The organism is Gordonia sp. YY1, from assembly GCF_009872315.1.
In the GTDB taxonomy this organism is placed as follows: domain Bacteria; phylum Actinomycetota; class Actinomycetes; order Mycobacteriales; family Mycobacteriaceae; genus Gordonia; species Gordonia amicalis.
Genome location: NZ_WXYI01000021.1, coordinates 1 through 20,776, shown reverse-complemented (window position 1 = coordinate 20,776; position 20,776 = coordinate 1). Strand labels below are relative to the sequence as shown.

General features: G+C 69.1%; 19 protein-coding genes. 17 read left to right on the top strand and 2 right to left on the bottom strand.

Annotation, left to right across the window (positions count from 1 at the left end; all coding sequences use genetic code 11):
* Positions 1-3: 3 nt before the first annotated feature.
* The 11 genes from BPODLACK_RS20440 (at position 4) to groL (ending at position 11,883) form a co-directional block, all read left to right on the top strand.
* A complete protein-coding gene (locus BPODLACK_RS20440) occupies positions 4-993 on the top strand; it encodes a dienelactone hydrolase family protein (protein WP_006434454.1) in 990 nt (329 codons plus the stop codon).
* A 54-nt stretch (positions 994-1,047) separates the two neighbouring features.
* A complete protein-coding gene (gene glmS / locus BPODLACK_RS20435) occupies positions 1,048-2,910 on the top strand; it encodes a glutamine--fructose-6-phosphate transaminase (isomerizing) (RefSeq protein ID WP_006434455.1) in 1,863 nt (620 codons plus the stop codon).
* Positions 2,911-2,920: 10 nt separating this feature from the next.
* A complete protein-coding gene (locus tag BPODLACK_RS20430) occupies positions 2,921-4,387 on the top strand; it encodes a bifunctional ADP-dependent NAD(P)H-hydrate dehydratase/NAD(P)H-hydrate epimerase (RefSeq protein ID WP_006434456.1) in 1,467 nt (488 codons plus the stop codon).
* A 136-nt stretch (positions 4,388-4,523) separates the two neighbouring features.
* Positions 4,524-5,681 (top strand): alanine racemase, encoded by a 1,158-nt coding sequence (gene alr, locus BPODLACK_RS20425; protein WP_006434457.1) that lies wholly within the window; start codon positions 4,524-4,526, stop codon positions 5,679-5,681.
* Positions 5,678-6,820, top strand: a complete 1,143-nt coding sequence (locus BPODLACK_RS20420; RefSeq protein ID WP_006434458.1) for an alpha/beta fold hydrolase — start codon at positions 5,678-5,680, stop codon at positions 6,818-6,820. Before alr ends, BPODLACK_RS20420 begins: the two co-directional genes overlap by 4 nt.
* Entirely contained in the window at positions 6,817-7,350 is a 534-nt protein-coding gene (gene tsaE / locus BPODLACK_RS20415) for a tRNA (adenosine(37)-N6)-threonylcarbamoyltransferase complex ATPase subunit type 1 TsaE (RefSeq protein WP_159406097.1), read from the top strand. Before BPODLACK_RS20420 ends, tsaE begins: the two co-directional genes overlap by 4 nt.
* Entirely contained in the window at positions 7,347-8,084 is a 738-nt protein-coding gene (gene tsaB, locus BPODLACK_RS20410) for a tRNA (adenosine(37)-N6)-threonylcarbamoyltransferase complex dimerization subunit type 1 TsaB (protein ID WP_159406096.1), read from the top strand. The genes tsaE and tsaB overlap by 4 nt, the downstream gene beginning before the upstream one ends.
* Positions 8,081-8,590 carry a ribosomal protein S18-alanine N-acetyltransferase gene (rimI, locus tag BPODLACK_RS20405; protein WP_159406095.1) on the top strand — a complete coding sequence of 170 codons (510 nt, stop codon included), beginning with the start codon at positions 8,081-8,083 and terminating at the stop codon, positions 8,588-8,590. Before tsaB ends, rimI begins: the two co-directional genes overlap by 4 nt.
* Entirely contained in the window at positions 8,587-9,633 is a 1,047-nt protein-coding gene (tsaD, locus tag BPODLACK_RS20400; RefSeq protein WP_024500323.1) for a tRNA (adenosine(37)-N6)-threonylcarbamoyltransferase complex transferase subunit TsaD, read from the top strand. The genes rimI and tsaD overlap by 4 nt, the downstream gene beginning before the upstream one ends.
* A gap of 213 nt (positions 9,634-9,846) precedes the next feature.
* Positions 9,847-10,146, top strand: a complete 300-nt coding sequence (gene groES, locus BPODLACK_RS20395) for a co-chaperone GroES (RefSeq protein WP_004019185.1) — start codon at positions 9,847-9,849, stop codon at positions 10,144-10,146.
* Positions 10,147-10,266: 120 nt separating this feature from the next.
* On the top strand, positions 10,267-11,883 hold the full coding sequence (gene groL, locus BPODLACK_RS20390; protein WP_159406094.1) for a chaperonin GroEL: 1,617 nt from the start codon (positions 10,267-10,269) through the stop codon (positions 11,881-11,883).
* A gap of 135 nt (positions 11,884-12,018) precedes the next feature.
* Here groL and BPODLACK_RS20385 read toward each other — a convergent pair whose 3' ends face one another.
* A complete protein-coding gene (locus tag BPODLACK_RS20385) occupies positions 12,019-12,315 on the bottom strand; it encodes a WhiB family transcriptional regulator (protein ID WP_006360721.1) in 297 nt (98 codons plus the stop codon).
* A gap of 417 nt (positions 12,316-12,732) precedes the next feature.
* On the opposite strand from BPODLACK_RS20385, the gene BPODLACK_RS20380 reads away from it, so the two are divergent.
* From BPODLACK_RS20380 to BPODLACK_RS20370, 3 genes are all read left to right on the top strand, one after another.
* Positions 12,733-13,623, top strand: a complete 891-nt coding sequence (locus BPODLACK_RS20380) for a hypothetical protein (RefSeq protein ID WP_006434464.1) — start codon at positions 12,733-12,735, stop codon at positions 13,621-13,623.
* Positions 13,624-13,743: 120 nt separating this feature from the next.
* Positions 13,744-14,331 carry a sigma-70 family RNA polymerase sigma factor gene (locus tag BPODLACK_RS20375; RefSeq protein ID WP_006434465.1) on the top strand — a complete coding sequence of 196 codons (588 nt, stop codon included), beginning with the start codon at positions 13,744-13,746 and terminating at the stop codon, positions 14,329-14,331.
* Positions 14,315-15,397, top strand: a complete 1,083-nt coding sequence (locus tag BPODLACK_RS20370) for an anti-sigma-D factor RsdA (protein WP_006434466.1) — start codon at positions 14,315-14,317, stop codon at positions 15,395-15,397. Before BPODLACK_RS20375 ends, BPODLACK_RS20370 begins: the two co-directional genes overlap by 17 nt.
* A gap of 103 nt (positions 15,398-15,500) precedes the next feature.
* On the opposite strand, the gene BPODLACK_RS20365 is transcribed toward BPODLACK_RS20370, so the two are convergent.
* Positions 15,501-15,890 (bottom strand): DUF5319 domain-containing protein, encoded by a 390-nt coding sequence (locus tag BPODLACK_RS20365; protein WP_006434467.1) that lies wholly within the window; start codon positions 15,888-15,890, stop codon positions 15,501-15,503.
* A gap of 181 nt (positions 15,891-16,071) precedes the next feature.
* Between BPODLACK_RS20365 and guaB the strand changes: the two genes are divergently transcribed.
* The 3 genes from guaB (at position 16,072) to BPODLACK_RS20350 (ending at position 20,665) form a co-directional block, all read left to right on the top strand.
* Positions 16,072-17,583: an IMP dehydrogenase gene (gene guaB, locus BPODLACK_RS20360; RefSeq protein WP_024500326.1), complete on the top strand. Its 1,512-nt coding sequence runs from the start codon at positions 16,072-16,074 to the stop codon at positions 17,581-17,583.
* A gap of 87 nt (positions 17,584-17,670) precedes the next feature.
* Entirely contained in the window at positions 17,671-18,828 is a 1,158-nt protein-coding gene (locus BPODLACK_RS20355; protein ID WP_006434469.1) for a GuaB3 family IMP dehydrogenase-related protein, read from the top strand.
* Between the two features lie 73 nt (positions 18,829-18,901).
* Positions 18,902-20,665, top strand: a complete 1,764-nt coding sequence (locus BPODLACK_RS20350) for a GMC family oxidoreductase N-terminal domain-containing protein (RefSeq protein WP_096273727.1) — start codon at positions 18,902-18,904, stop codon at positions 20,663-20,665.
* Positions 20,666-20,776: the final 111 nt, after the last annotated feature.

Genomic DNA, 20,776 nt, shown 5'->3' with positions numbered 1-20,776 from the left:
GCTGTGCCAGGCAAGAAGCGTCCGAAACCATCGCAGTCGCCCGCGAAGCTGATGACCGCGCTCGGCCGTCGGGGCCCAAATCGCGTTCTCCACGGCGATCTCGGGATCGTCGGTACCCGCGGCGAGGTGTTCACCCCTGCGAGCGGGGAACGACTGCCCGCCATCGCCTTCGGGCACGGCTGGCTGTCCTCGCCGAGCCGCTACCGCGACCTGTGCCAGCACTTGGCGTCGTGGGGCATCGTGGTGGCGGTCCCGGCCGGTCAGCGGGGGGTACTGGTGTCCGACGACGCGATGGCCGCGGAGCTGCGTTCGGCGTTGTCGATCGTGACCCGGGTCCGGCTGGGCTTCGGCGAGATCACCGTCGACCCCGCGAAGGTGGGCTTCGCCGGTCACGGTTTCGGGGCGTCCGCCGCCGTCATCGCTGCGTCGGAGGGCATCCTGCACGGCCAGCGGCAGCCCGACGTCCGGGGTGTGGTCGCGCTCTTCCCGGCGCCGACCACCGCCGGGCTCCTGCCCGCGGCACGTCGAGTGACCGCGCCGGGGCTCATCGTCTCCTCGATCGGCGAACTCGACACCATCGACGGCAACGCGCTACCGCTCGCGCAGGCGTATGGCGCCGACCACACATCAGACGACGAGCGCCGCGTGGTGCTGCGCACGCCGCCCGGAGCGACGTCGCGGGGCCTCGTCGAACATCGCACGATCGGCGCGCTGTGGGGGAGCAACGGGGCCGACAAGAAGACGCACGGCGCCGCGCGTGCGCTGACCACCGGATTTCTGCTCCACACGCTTACCCAGGACCCCGAGTACCAGGCGTTTTCCGATCCCGACACCGTCCTCGGCAAAGTCCCGGCCGTTGACCTCGACGATCCGCCGGAGGCACAGGACCGAATCGCCAAACTGCTCGGCGCCAAGGAACGCAGGCGTCGTCGCGCAGCGTCTCCGGTGCCCGCCGCGGCCCCGAACGTCGTGGTCCCCAAGACCCTGGAGTGACGCCCCCGCGCGCGAGCGCATCGTCCGCACCGCGCGCAGGTACGCTGACTAGCTATGTGTGGAATCGTCGGATACGTGGGGCGCCGCGATGCCCTGGACATCGTCGTCGAGGCATTGCGACGGATGGAGTACCGCGGGTACGACTCGGCGGGTGTCGCCATTCTCGACGGCACCGGTAACACCGCGATCCAGAAGAAGGCGCTCCGCATGGAGAACCTGGAGAAGCAGATCGCGACCGTCGGCCGGGAGTCGCTGTCGGGGACCACGGGCATGGGGCACACCCGGTGGGCCACGCACGGCAAGCCGACCGACCGCAATGCGCATCCGCACGCGAGTGACGACGGCAAGATCGCGGTCGTCCACAACGGCATCATCGAGAACTACGCCGAGCTGCGGGCCGAGCTGGAAGAAGACGGCGTCGAGTTCGGCTCGGAAACCGACACCGAGACCGCCGTCCACCTGGTCTCCAAGTACTACGCCCTCGGCCCGACCGCCGGCGACTTCGTGGCCAGCGCCTATGCCGCGCTGCGCCGGCTCGAAGGTGCGTTCACCCTCGTGTTCACCCACGCCGACCATCCCGACACCATCGTGGCGGCACGCCGGTCGACCCCGCTCGTGGTGGGTGTCGGGCAGGGCGAGATGTTCGTCGGATCCGACGTGACCGCGTTCATCGAGCACACCCGCGAGGCCGTGGAGCTCGGCCAGGACGAGGTCGTCGTGATCACCGCCGACACCTACACGATCACCGACTTCGACCGGAATGAGCGCGCGGGCAAGCCGTTCCACATCGACTGGGATCTCGCGGCGGCCGAGAAGGGCGGCTACGACTTCTTCATGCTGAAGGAGATCGCCGAGCAGCCGCGCGCGATCGCCGACACCCTGCTCGGACACCTGCAGAACGGGCGCATCGTGCTCGACGAGCAGCGACTGACCGACGACGACCTGCGCGATGTGGACAAGGTCTTCGTCGTCGCCTGCGGTACGGCCTACCACGCCGGACTGCTGGCCAAGTACGCGATCGAGCACTGGACGCGTCTGCCTGTCGAAATCGAGCTGGCGAGCGAGTTCCGCTACCGCGACCCGGTCCTCGACCGGTCGACGCTGGTCGTGGCGATCTCCCAGTCGGGCGAAACCGCCGACACGCTCGAGGCCGTCCGGCACGCAAAGGATCAGAAGGCACGAGTCCTCGCCATCTGCAACACCAACGGTGCGCAGATCCCGCGCGAATCCGACGCGGTGCTGTACACCCACGCCGGTCCGGAGATCGGTGTCGCGTCCACCAAGTGCTTCCTCGCGCAGATCGTCGCGGCCTATCTGGTGGGTCTGGCCCTGGCGCAGGCCCGCGGCACCAAGTATGCCGACGAGGTGGCCCGCGAGTTCGCGGCCATCGAGGCGATGGCCGACTCGGTCGCCGAGGTCCTCGAGACCATGGAGCCGGTGCGCGAGCTCGCGCAGTCGCTGGCCCACCACAATACGGTGCTGTTCATCGGCCGTCACGTCGGCTATCCGGTGGCCCTCGAAGGTGCGCTCAAGCTCAAGGAGCTCGCGTACATGCACGCCGAGGGCTTCGCCGCCGGTGAACTCAAGCACGGGCCCATCGCGCTGATCGAGGACGGTCTGCCCGTCATCACCGTCATGCCGTCCGCGGACGGTCGCGCGGTGCTGCACTCGAAGATGGTCAGCAACATCCGCGAGATCCAGGCCCGCGGTGCGCGCACGATCGTCATCGCCGAATCCGACGACGCCGCCGCCCGCGCGGTCGCCGACGAGTTCATCCCGATCCCGAAGACGCCGACGCTCCTGCAGCCGCTGGTCTCCACGGTGCCGCTGCAGGTGTTCGCCGCCAGCGTCGCCCAGGCGCGCGGTTACGACGTCGACAAACCGCGCAACCTGGCCAAGTCGGTGACCGTCGAGTAGACCGGTCCCGATGTCGACCCGGTACCTGACCGCCGACGAGGTCTGCGACGCCGAGCGGGCGTCGGGGGACCTCCTCGCCAACGGAACGCTGATGCGCCGCGCCGCGCACGGCGTCGCGCAGGCCGTCGTGGGGGAGTTGAACCGGACGGGCGGATGCTACGGGCGGACGGTAGGAGTGGTCGTCGGGGCGGGTGACAACGGCGGCGACGCCCTCTTCGCCGCCGCCGAACTCGCCCGCCGCGGAGCAGCCGCCCATGCGGTGCTGCTGGCACCCGACAAGGCGCACCCGGCCGGGCTACGGGCGTTCCGGTCGGCCGGCGGGCGTGTCGTCGACTCATTGCCGGGGCATCCCGACGTCGTCATCGACGGTGTCGTGGGCATCGGCGGCCGCGGACCGCTGCGACCCGCCGCGGCGGCGGTCTTCGCCGGTCTCGGTGCCGAGACCACGGTCGTGGCAGTCGATCTGCCGTCCGGTGTCGACGCCGACTCCGGCGAGGTCCACGACCCGTCGGTCCGCGCCGATCTCACCGTCACCTTCGGCTTCCCCCGGCGCGCACACCTTCTCGCCGCGCCCCGGTGTGGTCGCGTGATCGTCGTCGACATCGGCATCGGTGGCCCTACGGAACCGGCTGCGCAGCAACTCATCTCGTACTCCGACGAGGAGATCGACTGGCCGGTGCCGGGACCTGCCGACGACAAGTACACCCAGGGCGTGGTCGGGGTCGTCGCCGGCTCGCACCGCTATCCGGGCGCGGCGATCCTGGCCTCCGGGGCCGCGGTGGCCGCGACCTCGGGCATGACGCGGTATGTCGGATCGGCTCACGCCGAAGTCGTTTCGCACTTCCCCGAGGTGATCGCCGCTCCGGACCTCGCCGACGCCGGCCGCGTCCAGGCATGGGTGGCCGGTCCGGGAATGGGCACCGACGCCGCCGCGACGGCGACGCTGCGTACCGTCCTCGACTCCGATCTGCCGGTTCTCGTCGACGCCGATGCGCTCACCATCGTCTCGACCGATCCCGCACTCGTCGACGGCCGTCGGGCGCCCACGCTCCTGACTCCCCATGCCGGGGAGTTCGCGAGGCTGACCGGGACCGAGGTGGGCGCCGATCGGGTGTCCGCGGTCGCCGACCTCGCCGCCCGGTGGGGTGTCACGGTGCTGCTGAAGGGCCGGATCACGCTGATCGCCGACCCGTCGGGAAGGGTCGTCGGAAACGACGCCGGGGCGTCGTGGGCCGCGACCGCCGGCGCGGGCGACGTGCTGGCCGGGATCGCCGGCTCACTGCTCGCGGCGGGTCGGTCACCACAGGAGGCGGGTGCCGCGGCGGCCCGCGTCCACGCCCACGCCGCCCTGCTGGCGAGTCGGGGAGCCCCGATCGGCGCCTCCGCGCTGCTCGCGGCCCTGCGACCGGCGATCCGCGAGTTCGCCACACGACGAGCAGGAGCGGAGCCGCCGACGCCGTCACGCGCATCATCGTGACGTCCGCCCAACCGTGTCCCCGGTGCGCCCGCATCGGTGTGATTCCTCATAGGCGGCCGGGTGAAACGGCTGGTCACGGCGCTGGGCAGGTCTCCGCGCACAAATCGTTCGCGACGATCTGGGAGAATGGTCGGCGATGACTTCCCCTGCTCTGACCGCGACCGTCGACCTCGGCGCCATCGCGCACAACCTCGACGTGTTGCGGACGACCTCGAATGCTGCCGTGATGGCCGTCGTGAAGGCCGACGCCTACGGTCACGGCGCCGTGCCGGTCGCGCGGACCGCACTGGCCGCGGGCGCCGCCGAGCTGGGCGTCGCGCACATCACCGAGGCCCGCGCCCTGCGTGCCGCCGGGATCGACGCCCCGATCACCGCCTGGTTGCACACCCCGGCCGCGGACTTCGAGGGCGCGGTCACCGACCACATCGAGATCGCCCTGTCCTCGTCCACCCAGCTCGACGCGGTGGTCGCGGCCGCCCGTGCCACCGGAGTCGCGGCGAGTGTCACGGTCAAGGTCGACACCGGACTCAACCGGAGCGGCGTCGCGGCCGACGAGTGGGACGACTTCGCCGTGAAGATCGCGAAGGTGCACGCTGAGGGAGCCGTCACCGTCCGCGCGGTGATGTGTCACCTCGCCCGCGGTGACGAACCCGACCATCCACTCAACAGCGAACAGGCCGCCCGGCTCGACGCCGCAGCCGCCGACCTCGCTCGCCTCGGCGCGGCGCCCGAGATCATCCACATGGCGAATTCACCTGCGGCACTGACTCGTCCGGACCTGGCGCGTGACATGGTCCGGCCCGGGATCGCGCTCTACGGTCGTACCCCGGTCCCCGAGCGCGGCGACTTCGGGCTCATCCCGGCGATGACGCTGTCGGCGCAGATCGCCCTGGTCAAGCGCGTCGCCGCCGGGGAGGGTGTCTCCTACAGCCAGACCTGGATCGCACCGCACGACACCGTCGTCGCGGTGATCCCCGCGGGTTACGCCGACGGGGTCCCGCGCCTGCTGTCGGGACGACTTCGCGTACGGATCGGTGACCGGCTCTTCGGCGGGGTCGGCCGGATCTGCATGGATCAGCTGGTCGTCGACCTCGGACCCGACGCGGCCGGGGTGCGGGAGGGCGACGAGGTCGAACTCTTCGGCACCGGGGCCCGCGGGGGCCTAACCGCCAAGGACTGGGCCGACGCCATCGGCACCATCGACTACGAGATCGTCTCCCAGATCGGCAGCCGCGTGGTCCGGCGCTACGTGAACGCGAGCCCGGCTCGCGGTGACGCGGTGGCCGACGAGTGAGCGGGGTGAGTGTGGTGGACGATTCCGGACGCGTCGGACTGCTGGCCGGGCTGGCCGGTGTCGCGGCACTGGGCGGTATGGCGGCGGTCGGCGCCGCGCGCAACATCGCGCGCAAGAGCGTCGTCGGCAAGTCCGATCCCCACGCCGACATCGACCTCACCAGGTTGTACGACGAGCAGGCGCGGACGGTGACCACCGACGACGGACTCGACCTCGCGGTCCGGACCGTCGACCTCGGTGACGTTCCCGACGGCACACCTCCCGAGCTCACCATCGTCTTCGTACACGGATTCAGCCTGCGGCTGGCGAGCTGGCACTTCCAGCGCGACCAACTCGCGGCGGAGTGGGCCGACCGCAACTACCGTTTCGTCTTCTACGACCACCGCGGACACGGCGAGAGCGATCCCGCGCCGGTGGAGACCTGCACGATCGCCCAGCTCGCCGACGACGCCGCGGCCGTGATCCGTTCCACGGTGACCGCCGGACCCGTTGTCGTGGTGGGCCATTCGATGGGCGGCATGACGGTGATGGGGCTGGCCCGTCGTCATCCGGCCCTGTTCTCGTCGACGGGCCCGGTTGCCGGCGTGGGTCTGGTCGCGACCGCGTCGCGTGGCCTCACCGAGGCGGGACTCGGTGAGGGACTGGGTAATCCGGTGGTCGACGCTTTCCGCCTGAGCGTCCGACGCGCGCCGCGCCTGGTCCAGGCAGGTCGTGGCCTGACCCGCCAAGCCCTCGAACCCGTGCTCGTCGCGGCCAGCTTCGGGCCGGCGTTCTTCAGCCCGGCACTCGGTAGTGCCGTGGAGAAGATGATCCAGAACACGCCGATCGAGACCATCGTGAACTTCCTGCACGCCTTGGAGATCCACGACGAATCGACGGCACTGCCGGTGCTGGCGCAGGTGCCCACGACCGTCGTGTGCGGCGACAAGGACCGGCTGACAACGCTGCCGAACTCGGTGCGCATGTACTCCCAGCTCGGTCCGGATTCCCGCCTCGTGGTGGTCAAGGGGGCCGGCCACATGGTCCAGATGGAGGAACCCCGGATGGTCAGCGACGCGATCGTCGATCTCGTGGACCGCGCCCGGATCGCCCGGCCGGCGCCCCGTCGGCGCTGGTGGAAGAAGCTGGGGAAGGCATGAGCCCAGAGAGATCGCACACCGACGGAATCCACCCGACACCGGTCACCGACCGCACCGGAACCCGTGAGCTGCCCGAGGTCGCCGACACCGAGGCGTTCGGCGCCGAACTCGCCACCGTGTTGTCCGCCGGTGACCTGGTGATCCTCGACGGCCCGCTCGGTGCGGGCAAGACGGCCCTGGCCCGCGGAATCGGCGCAGGTCTGGGGGTCGAGGGCCGGGTCACCTCGCCGACCTTCATCATCGCGCGCGAGCACCGGCCGGGCCGACCCGACGGCCCGGCGATGGTCCATGTCGACGCCTACCGGCTCGGCCTGGCCGGCAGCGACGAGGCCGGTAGACCGGCACGAGGCGGCCTGGACGAACTCGACGCCCTGGACCTGGACACCGAACTGACCGATGCGGTCGTCGTGGTCGAATGGGGTGAGGGGGTCGCCGAGCGACTGGCACAGCGATACCTGGTCGTGCGGTTGCGTCGCGACGTGGACACCGATGTGCGACACGTGGAATGGGAGTGGGTGACCGAAGAATGAGTTCGGCTGAACGGGGTCTCGGCGCGGCGCGGACGGTGCTCGCGATCGACACCGCGACCGACTCGGTCGTCACCGGCGTCGTCGCACTGACCGGCGAGACGATCGGCGGTGTGCGCGTGCTCGCCGAACGCGTGGTCACCGACCACCGCCGGCACGCAGAGCTGCTGACCACTCTCATCGCGGAATGCCTTGCCGAATCCGGGATCTCCCGCGACGCCCTCTCCGCGGTGGTTGTCGGATGTGGTCCCGGACCGTTCACCGGCCTGCGTGTGGGTATGGCCACCGGCGCGGCGTTCGCCGACGCACTCGGCATTCCCGCACACGGCGTGTGTTCGCTGGACGCGCTCGCACTCGAGACGACTCCGCCGGCCGGGCGTCCCGACGTCCTCGTCGTCACCGACGCCCGGCGCCGCGAGGTGTACTGGGCGCTGTACCGCGACGGGGCGCGGGTCCGCGGACCTGAGGTGTCCGCGCCGGCGACGGTCGCCGAGGAGCTGGCCCCGGTGTTCACCACCGGCGAGGTCGGTGCGGTGTCCGGGTCGGCGTCGCATCTGGAGCTGGTCGGCTGGACGGAGACGACCCCGCAGGTGACCGTGCCGTCGGCCCGGGGGCTCGTCGCGGCTGCCGCGTCGGCAATCGAGGCCGGCGTGGTGCCGGAACCACTTGTGCCGCTGTATCTCCGACGCCCCGACGCGGTCGAGCAGAAGGCCAGGAAGCTGGGAGCCGCGCGGTGACCGCCCCCGAACTGATCATCGACGCGCTGACCTACGGCGACATCCCGCACTGCGCGGCGCTGGAGAAGCGGATGTTCGCCGAGGACTCGCCCTGGCCGGCCTCGGCGTTCCGGGCCGAACTGAACGCGCCGTACAACACCTACTTCGCGGCGCGGGAACGTGCGGGCGGTGAGGTCATCGGCTACGCCGGGATCTCCACACTCGGTCAGCCGGATGCCTACGAATGCGAGATCCACACGATCGCAGTCGATCCCGCCCACCGGGGGCGGGGAATCGGCAAGGCGTTGCTGGAGGCGATGCTGACGGTGGCCGACGCCGTCGACGCCCCGGTCTTCCTCGAGGTCCGCACCGACAACGACGTCGCGATCACCCTGTACTCCCGGCACGGCTTCAGTACCGCCGGCTTCCGCCGCAATTACTACCAGCCGTCCGGCGCGGATGCATACACGATGTTGCGGGCCCCGAGTTCGGGACGGCCGCTCGATCCCGAGGAGGGCCCGGCGTGATCGTCATGGGCATCGAGAGTTCCTGCGACGAGACCGGGGTCGGCATCGTGCGCTGGACGCCGGCCGACGGTGACACACCCGGCCATGCGACGCTGCTCGCGGACGAGGTCGCCTCGAGCGTCGACGAACACGCCCGGTTCGGCGGCGTCGTCCCCGAGATCGCCTCACGCGCGCACCTCGAGGCCATCGTGCCGACGATGCGCCGCGCCCGCGAGGCCGCCGGCATCGACCGGCCCGACGCCATCGCGGTCACCATCGGACCCGGACTGGCCGGTGCGCTGCTCGTCGGCGTCGCGGCCGCCAAGGCGTATGCGCTGGCCTGGGACGTACCGCTGTACGCGATGAATCACCTCGGCGGACATGTCGCCGTGGACACGCTGGAGCACGGACCGATGCCCGAGTGCGTCGCCCTCCTCGTGTCGGGCGGACACACACACCTGCTGCACGTCACCGATCTCGCGGAGCCCATCGTCGAGCTCGGCACCACCGTCGACGACGCGGCAGGGGAGGCCTTCGACAAGATCGCCCGACTGCTGGACCTCGGGTTCCCCGGCGGCCCGGCCCTCGACCACGCTGCGCGCGACGGCGATCCGAAGGCCATCGCGTTCCCTCGCGGGATGACCGGGCCACGCGATGCCCGCCATGATTTCTCCTTCAGCGGTCTCAAGACCGCGGTCGCGCGCTACGTGGAGAAATGTGAGCGCGATGGGGTGGCGGTTCCGGTGGCCGACGTCGCGGCGTCGTTCCAGGAGGCCGTCGCCGACGTCCTCACCATGAAGGCCGTCCGCGCGTGCGGTGATCTGGGTGTCGACACCCTCGTCCTCGGTGGCGGTGCCACCGCCAACTCGCGGATCCGGTCGCTCGCCGAGGAGCGCTGTGCGGCCGCCGGCATCACGCTGCGCGTGCCGAAACCGAGACTGTGCACCGACAACGGCGTGATGATCGCGACCCTGGGCGCACATGTGATCGCCGGGGGCGCGGCGCCGTCGCCGCTCACGGTGGCTTCCGATCCGGCGATGTCGGTACGGGTCAGTCAGCTCTGAGGTCCGCATCGAGGCTCGGGCGCTTCCTGAGCTGCGATCGCGGGGAGCGAAACTCCGGCATTTTGCACCCACCACCCTTGAGTGCTGGCACTCGCACGTATAGAGTGCTAGCTGGCGCTGAACGAAGCCTCGGACACCCGCGACGACGAGGTTTTGTCCCAGGGCCATGAACGTGCAGATTCTTTCTCAGTACGAAAGTTGAGGACTCACATCGTGGCGAGCGTGAACATCAAGCCGCTTGAGGACAAGATCCTGGTGCAGGCCGTCGAGGCCGAGACGACCACCGCCTCGGGCCTGGTCATCCCGGACTCCGCCAAGGAGAAGCCGCAGGAAGGCACCGTCATCGCCGTCGGCGAGGGTCGGGTCACCGAGCAGGGCAACCGCGTCCCCGTGGACGTCAAGGAAGGTGACACCGTCATCTACAGCAAGTACGGCGGCACCGAGATCAAGTACGCCGGCGAGGAGTACCTGATCCTGTCGGCGCGCGACGTCCTCGCCGTCATCGGCAAGTAGGACTCGGGCTCTACAGACCCCGCGAGTCGTTCGCGATTCGACGCACCGCCCCGGCTCCCCGTGCAGGGGTACCGGGGCGGTGTGCGTTGTCTCGACCGACTCCCGCGAAGAAAGAGATTCATGGCCAAGCAGATTGAATTCAACGAAACCGCGCGGCGGGCGCTCGAACGAGGCATCGACCAGCTCGCCGACACCGTGAAGGTCACCCTCGGCCCGCGCGGCCGGCACGTGGTCCTCGCCAAGGCATTCGGTGGACCGAGTGTCACCAACGACGGTGTCACCATCGCCCGCGACATCGACCTCGAGGACCCCTTCGAGAACCTCGGTGCCCAGCTGGTCAAGTCGGTGGCGACCAAGACCAACGACGTCGCAGGTGACGGCACCACCACCGCAACGGTTCTCGCGCAGGCGATGGTCAAGGCCGGTCTGCGCAACGTCGCCGCCGGTGCCAACCCGATCGCACTCGGACAGGGCATCAGCAAGGCCGCCGACGCGCTGAGCGAAGCCCTACTGGCCGCCGCGACCCCGGTCGCCGGCGAGCAGTCCATCGCCCAGATCGCCACCGTCTCCTCTCGTGACGAGGAGATCGGCGAGATGGTCGGCAAGGCGATGTCCGTGGTCGGCGCCGATGGCGTCGTCACCGTCGAAGAGGGCTCGGGGCTGCAGACCGAACTCGAGATCACCGAGGGCGTGCAGTTCGACAAGGGCTTCCTCTCGCCGTACTTCGTCACCGACGTCGACAGCCAGGAAGCGGTCCTCGAGGATGCGCTCGTGCTGCTGTACCGCGACAAGATCAGCTCGCTGCCGGAGTTCCTGCCGCTGCTGGAGAAGGTCGTCGAGGCGGGCAAGTCGCTGCTGATCGTCGCCGAGGACGTCGAGGGCGAGCCGTTGTCGACCCTGGTCGTGAACTCGATCCGCAAGACCATCCGAGCCGTCGCGGTGAAGTCGCCGTTCTTCGGTGACCGCCGCAAGGCGTTCATGGAGGACCTGGCGGTCGTCACCGGCGGCACCGTGGTCACCTCGGACGTGGGCCTGAGCCTGTCGACCGTGGGCCTCGAGGTCCTCGGCTCGGCACGTCGTGTCGTCGTCACCAAGGACGCCACCACCATCGTCGAGGGTGCGGGTACCAAGGAGGCGATCGCCGGCCGCGCCGCGCAGCTGCGTCGTGAGATCGAGGAGTCGGACTCCGACTGGGACAAGGAGAAGCTCTCCGAGCGTCTGGCCAAGCTGGCCGGCGGGGTCGCCGTCATCCGTGTCGGTGCGGCCACCGAGACCTCGCTCAAGGAACGCAAGCACCGCGTCGAGGATGCCGTCGCCGCAGCCAAGGCCGCGGTCGAGGAGGGCATCATCCCCGGCGGTGGTTCGGCGATCGTGCAGGCGTCGAAGGTGCTCGACGAGCTCGCCGCCTCGCTGACCGACGACGAGGCGCTGGGCGTCCGCGTGGTGCGGGATGCTGCCAAGGCGCCGCTGTACTGGATCGCCTCCAATGCCGGTCTCGACGGCGCCGTGGTGGTCGACAAGGTGTCCAACCTCGGCAAGAACGAGGGCTTCAACGCCGCGAGCCTCACCTACGGGGACCTCGTCGGCGAGGGCATCATCGATCCGGTGAAGGTGACCCGTTCCGCGGTCGTCAACGCCGCGTCGGTCGCCCGCATGGTGCTCACCACGGAGACCGCGGTCACCGATCGACCCGCCGAGGAGCCCGCCGGCCACGCCGGACACGGTCACTCGCACTGATCGAGCGGTAGTTCACCGATCGAGCGGTGATACACACACAGGAGCCGGGCATCCTCCGAGGATGTCCGGCTCCTGTGTCGTTCGCGGTGGTGTCCGCAGGGCCCTGCTCGCCGTCCGCCGGCGGCTACGGACTGCTCAGCTCGCCATGCGGCGACCGACGCCGCGCTTCATCAGCATGCTGCGTTCGGACTCCGAGAGTCCGCCCCAGATCCCGTAGGGCTCGGCCACTGCCAGCGCGTGCTCGCGGCACTGGGCGATGACGGGGCACTGGTGGCACAGCTCCTTCGCCCGACGTTCACGCTGGGCGCGCGCACGGCCACGTTCACCGTCAGGATGGAAGAACATCGACGAGTCGACGCCGCGGCAGAGGCCGGACATCTGCCAGTCCCAGATGTCTGCGTTGGGGCCGGGGAGATGATTGGGCTGAGGCATGGCAGCTACTCCTTGTCTAAGGCCGCACCGAGGTGCTCGGTCGAGAAACGTCGATTTCCTGCAACGCTTGGGCTCACATTAAGCGGCCCTGAGAAATGGCGTCAATACCGTCGAAATCAGACATCGGGGCAGTGAAAGTCTCCTAAATGTTAACGGCGGGTTAGATGAACGGATGGTGCTAGCACAGCGGGGTCGAGGGGTTGTCACGCCCTCTGATCGGACGAAGGTAATGGGCCGCGACCTGCGTAGATGGAAAGACCAATGCTTTCCTCGACGAGTGAACACGACCTGATCATCGAACGACGGCCGTGTCAACGGTTAACACCGAGGAAATCTGGTTATTATCCGCCGGTGATCTGGTCGCAGGATTAACGTTGGGAATCGTTCGTTAAATTCATGCAAACCAAAAGAGAAGTAGTGATCAAGACCACTTCACGGGGCCTCGACAAGGCTCTTGAACTGCGTTGGGAGGCCGCGGTGGAGGCGGGAGGCCGCGGTGAATACGCCGCGGCGCTCACCATGCTGGCGCGGTTGGACGAGGACGTGAGGTCCACACAGGGGTCGACGCCCCGCGGACCCGCCGCCGCGTTGCTGTCGCTGTGCCGGAGCACGACGGCCTCGCTGCTGCGGCAGGGCGGACGCCACGATCTCGCGCTGGGACTCGACGGGGTCGCCTTCGCAACGGTCGCGGGTGTCCATCCGGTCGCGGACGATCTGGGACGGGATGACTCGGCTCGGATCGACCCGGTACGGGCCGCACAGTCCGATGCTCTCATCGGACTGGCTGCCGACAATCTCGGTCTCCTTCGTTTCCGGGCGTCGGCGCGACTGCTCGGTCGTGCTCGGGAGCAGCTGTCCGGGCCGGGCGGGTCCGGCCCGGAGGGGTGGGCCTCATCGGAAGCCGTGGACTGGCTCACCCACGGCCGGTGCCGGCTGCGCTGGGAATGGGTCAGTGCCGAACTCGGGCTGTACTCCGGAGACGTCGCCGCGGGGTTGGCTCATGCAGAGGCCGCCGACCGGCTCGTCCGTCATCTGGCCGGCACCTCGGACGTGCCGGTCCGGCATCGCGTGAAGACCTCTCTCATCCACGCGGCGGCCCTCGCCGGGGCGGGGAATTCCGAGGCATCGGCCGCGCGGGCCCGTCGCGTCGTCGTCGATGCAGGTGAACACGGTTTGATGCCCCTGGAATGGGCGGCGACGAGCCTGCTCGTCGGCACGGGCGTGGCGTCGGCGTCGGAAGAGGAGAGATGTCGAGAACTGCGCGCCACGCTGAGCGGCAAGGGCATGGCACTGACGCCCGCGGAGTGATGGCTAAGGTGTTTGAGGGTCTGCCTCGTGCGTTGCGGTGACGTTCAGGGGTGTCGCGGCCCGTAACAGGACCGCCTCACGACGGTCAACCGATCTGTAACACGGGGATTCCTACGCGCGATGAAGCTGTCAGGTGGTGAGTTGGACGACGCTGTCCGGGCCGCGGGCCATGGCGATCGTGCAGCTCTCACCTCTGTCCTCGAAAGCGTGCAGGAACCGATCCTGCGCTATTGCCGAGGGCGAATCGGAGTAGGAGAACGTCATCTGTTCTCCGCAGACGACATCGCGCAGGAGGCTTTGATGGCGGTGATGACCGCGCTGCCCCGTTATCGGGACCAGGGCAAGCCGTTCATGGCCTTCGTCTACGGCATCACGTCACACAAGGTCGCCGACGCCATGCGGGTGGCCGCCCGGGTCAAGTCCGATCCGGTGGAGGATGTGCCCGAGGTGGGTCATGTGACCGGCGGACCGGAGCAGTCCGCTCTCGACGCCGACGGCAGTAGGCAGATGCGCGCGTTACTGGACATACTTCCGGACAAGCAGCGTGAGGTGCTGGTACTGCGGCTGGTCGTCGGCATGTCGGCCGAGGAGACGGCCCAGATGATCGGGAGCACCGCGGGTGCGGTTCGAGTGGCCCAACACCGGGCGCTGGCGAAGCTGAAAGACGAGTTGAAACGGACAGGAGGTCACGATGAGCGGGGAGTCTGACTGGCGCGATCGTCGCTTTGTCCACGGACGCGAACATCTCGGCCGTCCGGGTCAGCCGTCGAGCCGAGGTCGAGGACCGGGACCGAGCGGCCCGTCCACCGGAGGTCCCGCCACCGGAGGACCCGCAACCGGCGGTGACGCTCTCGAGCACGAAGCGGGTGCAATCGGTGCGGAATCACTGGACTTCGCCGAGGTCGGTTTCGACGAGAACTTCCTCGACGCGCTTTCCCACGATGTGCCCGTCCCCACGCGTGACAGCACCGAGTACCAACTCGCAGAACTTCTCTCGGGGTGGCGCAACGACGTCGTGTCGACCCCGGTGTCGCAGCTGGTGTCCGTCGACGACGTCGAGCGCGCGATCGCGAGCACCGAACGCGCGAGTCGTGGCCGCCGTATGGTGCGCCACCTGCGCGTGGTGTCCGGCGCGGCCGCGATCGTCATCGTGGCAGCGGCCGGCCTGACCGTCCTGTCCGAGGGCTCGCAACCGGGCGACCCGCTGTGGGGCGTCAAGCAGGTCGTGTTCGCCGAGGCGGCGTCGGAGACCCAGGCCGCCCACGATGTGCGCGCGGACCTCGAACGTGCCGAGGCGGCGATCGCCGCAGGCGACACGCAGGCGGCCGCGAGCTTCATCGCGAAGGCCCAGAGCAGCATGGGGCCGATGCGCGACAAGGACAGCCGGGAGGAGATGTCGGACTGGATGAACCGGCTCCGCGCCGGGGTCGGCCTGCCGCCGACCCGGGATGCGACGTCGTCGGCCGGTCAGTCGGAATCCGCGGCGACCGAATCCGGCGCAACGACCACCGATCCGGACGTGCGCAACCGGACCGACCAGAGGTCGCCCTCCGACAGTTCGGTGACCACGACGCCGACGACCGAGGTGCCGCCTCCCGCGGAGGAGCCCGGTCAGACCGAGGAGCCGTCACAGTCGGCCCCGCCGAGCGAGCCGACCACCGGGCCCACCGAACCCACGACGAGTTCCTCGGTGTCGCGTACACCCGCCGACTTCCCGGCCTTCCCGTGGACACCGCCGCCCGGTGTCGACGCGTCGGACGGACGGCCCCGCTAGATCCGCAGGAACAACCGCAGACGACTACGCCCGTACCGAGATCGGTACGGGCGTAGTCGTCTGACGGGGAGATGTCGGTCTGGTGGGCGGTGGCCCGCTGGTGTCAGCGGCCTTCGTCGAAATGGTTGCGGGCGTCGGCGTAGCCGCGGCAGTAGTCCCAGGTGACGTAGGCGTCGGGTCGCGGGTCGACGGCCGGCTCGTGCGGCCGGACGGTCCCGTCGATGAGCAGCTGGATCAGGTTGGCCCGGAGCATGTCCCAGTCGTGGTAATGGTCCTCGTGGCAGTCGTCGCAGACGACGACGAGACCGCGGACGCCGCGGTGGGCGAGCAGCGCCTCGTAGACCGCGAGATCGGCCAGGTCCTCCTCGACCGCCAGCCGCTCGTTCTCGTCCAGAGGGATGCCCGGTTCCACACTGTCCAGTGCGGAAGCGGGATCGCTCGGGTCGTCGGCGAACGGATCCGGCGGGAGGCCGGGTGGCAGGTGGTCACGCACACCACCACCGTAGCCGATCCGGGCGCTGTTCCGCCGTAGCCCTCCAAAGGTATTCCGAAGGTATCCGAGCCGGTGCCGGAGGAGGTTCCCGAACGTGGGAACGCGGGGTCCCGGACGCCTCACCGGCGCCGGAGTACACGTGTGACGATCGCCGCATCGGTCGACTCGATACGATGGACCGATGACGCATGTTCGCACCGGTGGAGACGATCCCGGCAAGGTCGCAATGCTCGGCCTGACCTTCGACGACGTCCTGTTGCTGCCCTCGGCCTCGGACGTGATCCCCAGTGAGGTCGACACCTCCTCGCGAGTGACCAAGAACGTGACGCTGCGGGTGCCGCTGGTGAGCTCGGCGATGGACACCGTCACCGAGTCTCGCATGGCCATCGCGATGGCGCGCGCCGGCGGCATGGGCGTGCTCCACCGCAACCTGTCCATCGAAGCGCAGGCCGCCCAGGTGGAGACCGTCAAGCGGTCCGAGGCCGGCATGGTCACCGATCCGGTCACCTGCACGCCGTCGCACACCCTCGCCGAGGTCGACGCGATGTGTGCGCGGTACCGGATCTCCGGGCTGCCCGTCGTCGACGACAAGGGTGAGCTCGTCGGCATCATCACCAACCGCGACATGCGCTTCGAGGTCGACCAGAACCGTCCGGTCGCCGAGGTCATGACCAAGGCGCCGCTCATCACGGCGCAGGAGGGCGTGTCCGCCGAGGCCGCGCTCGGGCTGTTGCGTCGCAACAAGATCGAGAAGCTGCCGATCGTGGACGGCAACGGTCGACTCACCGGTCTCATCACCGTCAAGGACTTCGTCAAGACCGAACAGCATCCGAATGCCACCAAGGACTCCGACGGTCGTCTCCTCGTCGGCGCCGCGGTGGGTACCGGTGGGCCGCAGTGGGACCGCGCGATGGCCCTGGCCGACGCGGGCGTCGACGTGATCGTCGTCGACACCGCCCATGCGCACAATCGCCTCGTGCTCGACATGGTCGCCAAGCTGAAGGCGGAGGTCGGCGATCGTGTCGACGTCGTCGGCGGAAACGTCGCGACCCGCGAGGCCGCCCAAGCGCTCATCGACGCCGGTGCGGATGCGGTCAAGGTCGGCGTCGGACCGGGCTCGATCTGCACCACCCGCGTGGTGGCGGGCGTGGGTGCCCCGCAGATCACCGCGATCCTCGAGGCGGTCGCCGTGTGCCAGAAGGCCGGTGTGCCGGTCATCGCCGACGGCGGTCTGCAGTATTCGGGCGACATTGCGAAGGCGCTCGCCGCCGGTGCGTCGACCGCGATGCTCGGCTCGCTGCTCGCCGGCACCGCCGAGGCGCCGGGCGAACTCGTCCTGGTCAACGGCAAGCAGTTCAAGAGTTACCGCGGCATGGGTTCACTCGGCGCGATGCAGGGCCGCGGCCAGGCCAAGTCGTACTCGAAGGACCGCTACTTCCAGGACGACGTCCTCAAGGAGGAGAAGCTCGTCCCCGAGGGCATCGAGGGTCGCGTGCCGTTCCGCGGTCCGCTGGCGCAGGTGATCCACCAGCTCGTCGGTGGCCTGCGTGCCGCGATGGGCTACACCGGTTCGTCGTCGATCACCGATCTCCAGACCGCACGTTTCGTCCAGATCACCGCGGCCGGGCTCAAGGAGTCGCATCCCCACGACATCACCCTCACCTCCGAAGCGCCCAACTACTATTCCCGCTGACATCCCCGCGGCCGTTCCCGCCGGTCCCTCCGGACCGGGGACGCCGTAGGGTCGTCGTGCAGTTGAACTCCGCAGAAAGGCGCACTGGTGCGTGACCTCGTCGAAATCGGCATGGGCCGGACGGCCCGACGGACCTACGAACTGGACGACATCAGCATCGTCCCGTCCCGTCGGACCCGTTCGTCCAAGGATGTCTCCACCGCGTGGCAGATTGATGCCTATCGATTCGAGTCCCCGATCCTGAGCCACCCGACCGATGCCCTGGTGTCGCCGTCGGTGGCCATCGAGCTCGGCAAGCTCGGCGCGCTCGGCGTCATCAACGGCGAGGGACTGTGGGCGCGGCATCGCGACGTCGAGGCCAAGCTCGAGGAGCTGGCCGCCATCGCCGCGGGCGATCCCGATCCGTATGCGGCGGTGCGTCATCTGCAGAAGCTGCACGCCGCACCCCTCGACAGCGGTCTTCTCGCCGAAGCGGTTGCGCAGGTTCGCGACGCCGGTGTCACCACCGCGGTGCGCGTCAGCCCGCAGCACGCACCGGAACTGACCCCCGCCCTCCTCAAGGCGGGTGTCGAACTCCTCGTGGTGCACGGCACGATCATCTCCGCCGAGCACGTCGCGCAGGTCGACGCCGACGGGGCCCAGCGCGAACCGCTGAACCTGAAGACGTTCATCGCCGACCTCGACATCCCGGTCATCGCCGGCGGCGTCCTCGATCACAGCACCGCGCTGCACCTGATGCGCACCGGTGCGGCGGGCGTCATCGTCGGCTACGGCTCGGCAGCCGGAGCGACGACCACCGGTGAGGTGCTGGGCATCGGCGTGCCGATGGCGACCGCCATCGCCGATGCGGCCGCCGCCCGTCGCGACTACCTCGACGAGACCGGTGGACGCTACGTCCACGTCATCGCCGACGGCGACATCCACACCTCGGGTGACCTGGTCAAGGCCATCGCCTGCGGTGCCGATGCCGCGGTGCTCGGTACGCCGCTCGCCGCCTCGGCGTCGGCTCCCGGTGGTGGGTGGTACTGGCCGTCGGCCGCCGCTCACCCCGACACCCCGCGCGGGGCGCTGCTCCAGGTGGCCGGCAACGCCGACCGCCCGAGCCTCGATCGAGTCCTCAACGGCCCGTCCGACGATCCGTTCGGCGAGCTCAACCTCGTCGGTGCGCTGCGGCGCGCGATGGCCAAGGCCGGGTACTGCGACCTCAAGGAGTTCCAGCGGGTGGGGTTGTCCGTCCACGCTTGACCGCTTCCCGCGTATCGAAGGGTTAGGGTGACCTGGCTCATCCCATGTGATTACAGCCATTAGTATGGTTTCCATGGGTGTGACAAAGCGATCCGACAGCTCCACCGACTTCGACGTCCTCGTCGTCGGCTCCGGATTCGGTGGCAGCGTGAGCGCGCTCCGACTGGTGGAGAGGGGTTACCGCGTCGGTGTCGTCGAGGCGGGACGCCGCTTCGAGGACGAGGAGTTCGCCAAGACCAGCTGGCGGCTGAACCGTTGGCTGTGGGCCCCGAAGCTCGGTCTCTACGGCATCCAGCGCATCCATGCGCTCAAAGACGTGATGATCCTGGCCGGCGCGGGTGTGGGCGGCGGTTCGCTGAACTACGCGAACACGCTGTACAAGCCTCCGACACCGTTCTTCACCGACCCCCAGTGGAACCACATCACCGACTGGGAGGACGAGCTCACCCCGTACTACGACCAGGCCCGGCGGATGCTCGGCGTGGTCACCAACCCGACCATCACCGACTCCGACCGGATCGTCGCGGAGGTGGCGGAGGAGATGGGCGTCGGCCATACCGTGACGCCCACGCCCGTCGGCGTGTTCTTCGGTGCCAAGGCCGGACTCGACGGTGCACCCGGCGAGACGGTGCCCGACCCGTACTTCGGCGGCGCCGGACCCGACCGCACCGCGTGCACCGAATGCGGTGCCTGCATGACCGGCTGCCGCGTCGGCGCCAAGAACACCCTGCTGAAGAACTACCTCGGACTCGCCGAACGCAACGGCGCCACCATCATCGACCGGACGACGGTCGACTCCCTCGTCCAGCGGGCAGACGGCTCGTGGGAGGTCGGGACACACCACTCGTCGTCGTGGGGGCCGTTGGGACGTCGTCGGCGCACGTTGACCGCCGGCCAGGTGATTCTCGCGGCGGGGACGTTCAACACCCAGCGTCTGATGCATCACGCGAAAGTCACCACGCTGCCGCAGATCTCGGATGCGATGGGCCGGCTGACCCGGACCAACTCGGAGTCGATCCTGGGCGCGATGGGTTCGCGGGTCGACCCCGAGCACGACTACTCACGCGGCGTCGCGATCACGTCGTCGTTCTATCCGGAACCGAACACTCACATCGAGCCGGTGCGATATGGCAAGGGCTCCAATGCAATTGCCTACTTGCAGACGCTGCTCACCGACGGCGGCACGCGCCGCAACCGGTTCGGGCAGTTCCTCAAGCAGGTCGCGAAGAACCCGTTCCTGCTGGTGCGGCTGCTCGTCGTGCGCCAGTGGAGTGAGCGGACGGTGATCGCGCTGGTCATGCAGAACAACAACAACTCGCTGACGACCTTCGTGCGCAAGCGCGGACCGCTGCGTTACATCACCAGCAAGCAGGGTCACGGCGAGCCGAACCCGACATGGATTCCCAAGGGTAACGAGGCAACTCGCCGGATGGCGGCCAAGCTGAAGGGCGGCGTCGCCGGCGGCACCTGGGGTGACATCCTCAACATGCCGCTGACCGCCCACTATCTCGGTGGCTGCGCCATCTCCGACGATCCGGACAGCGGTGTCATCGATCCGTATCAGCGCGTGTGGAACTACCCGACGCTGCACGTCGCCGACGGCGCGTCGGTCTCGGCGAACCTCGGTGTGAATCCGTCGCTGACGATCTGTGCGCAGGCCGAACGGGCGGTCGCGTTGTGGCCCAACAAGGGTGAGGAAGACCGTCGGCCCGCGCAGGGGGAGTCGTACCAGCGGATCGACCCCACGGTCCCGGCGGCGCCCGTCGTCCCGGCGGACGCTCCCGGCGCGCTGCGGCTGCCGATCACACCGGTCACGGGCCCGGGCGTCACCGCATAGATTCCGCAACCTGATTTTCACCTCACGCGCTAGTTGTACTGACCCGGGACGTTAGGTACGGGGTTCGGCGAGTCGGCGTGACATAGGGAAGACCTCCGAGTGAGGTGTGGA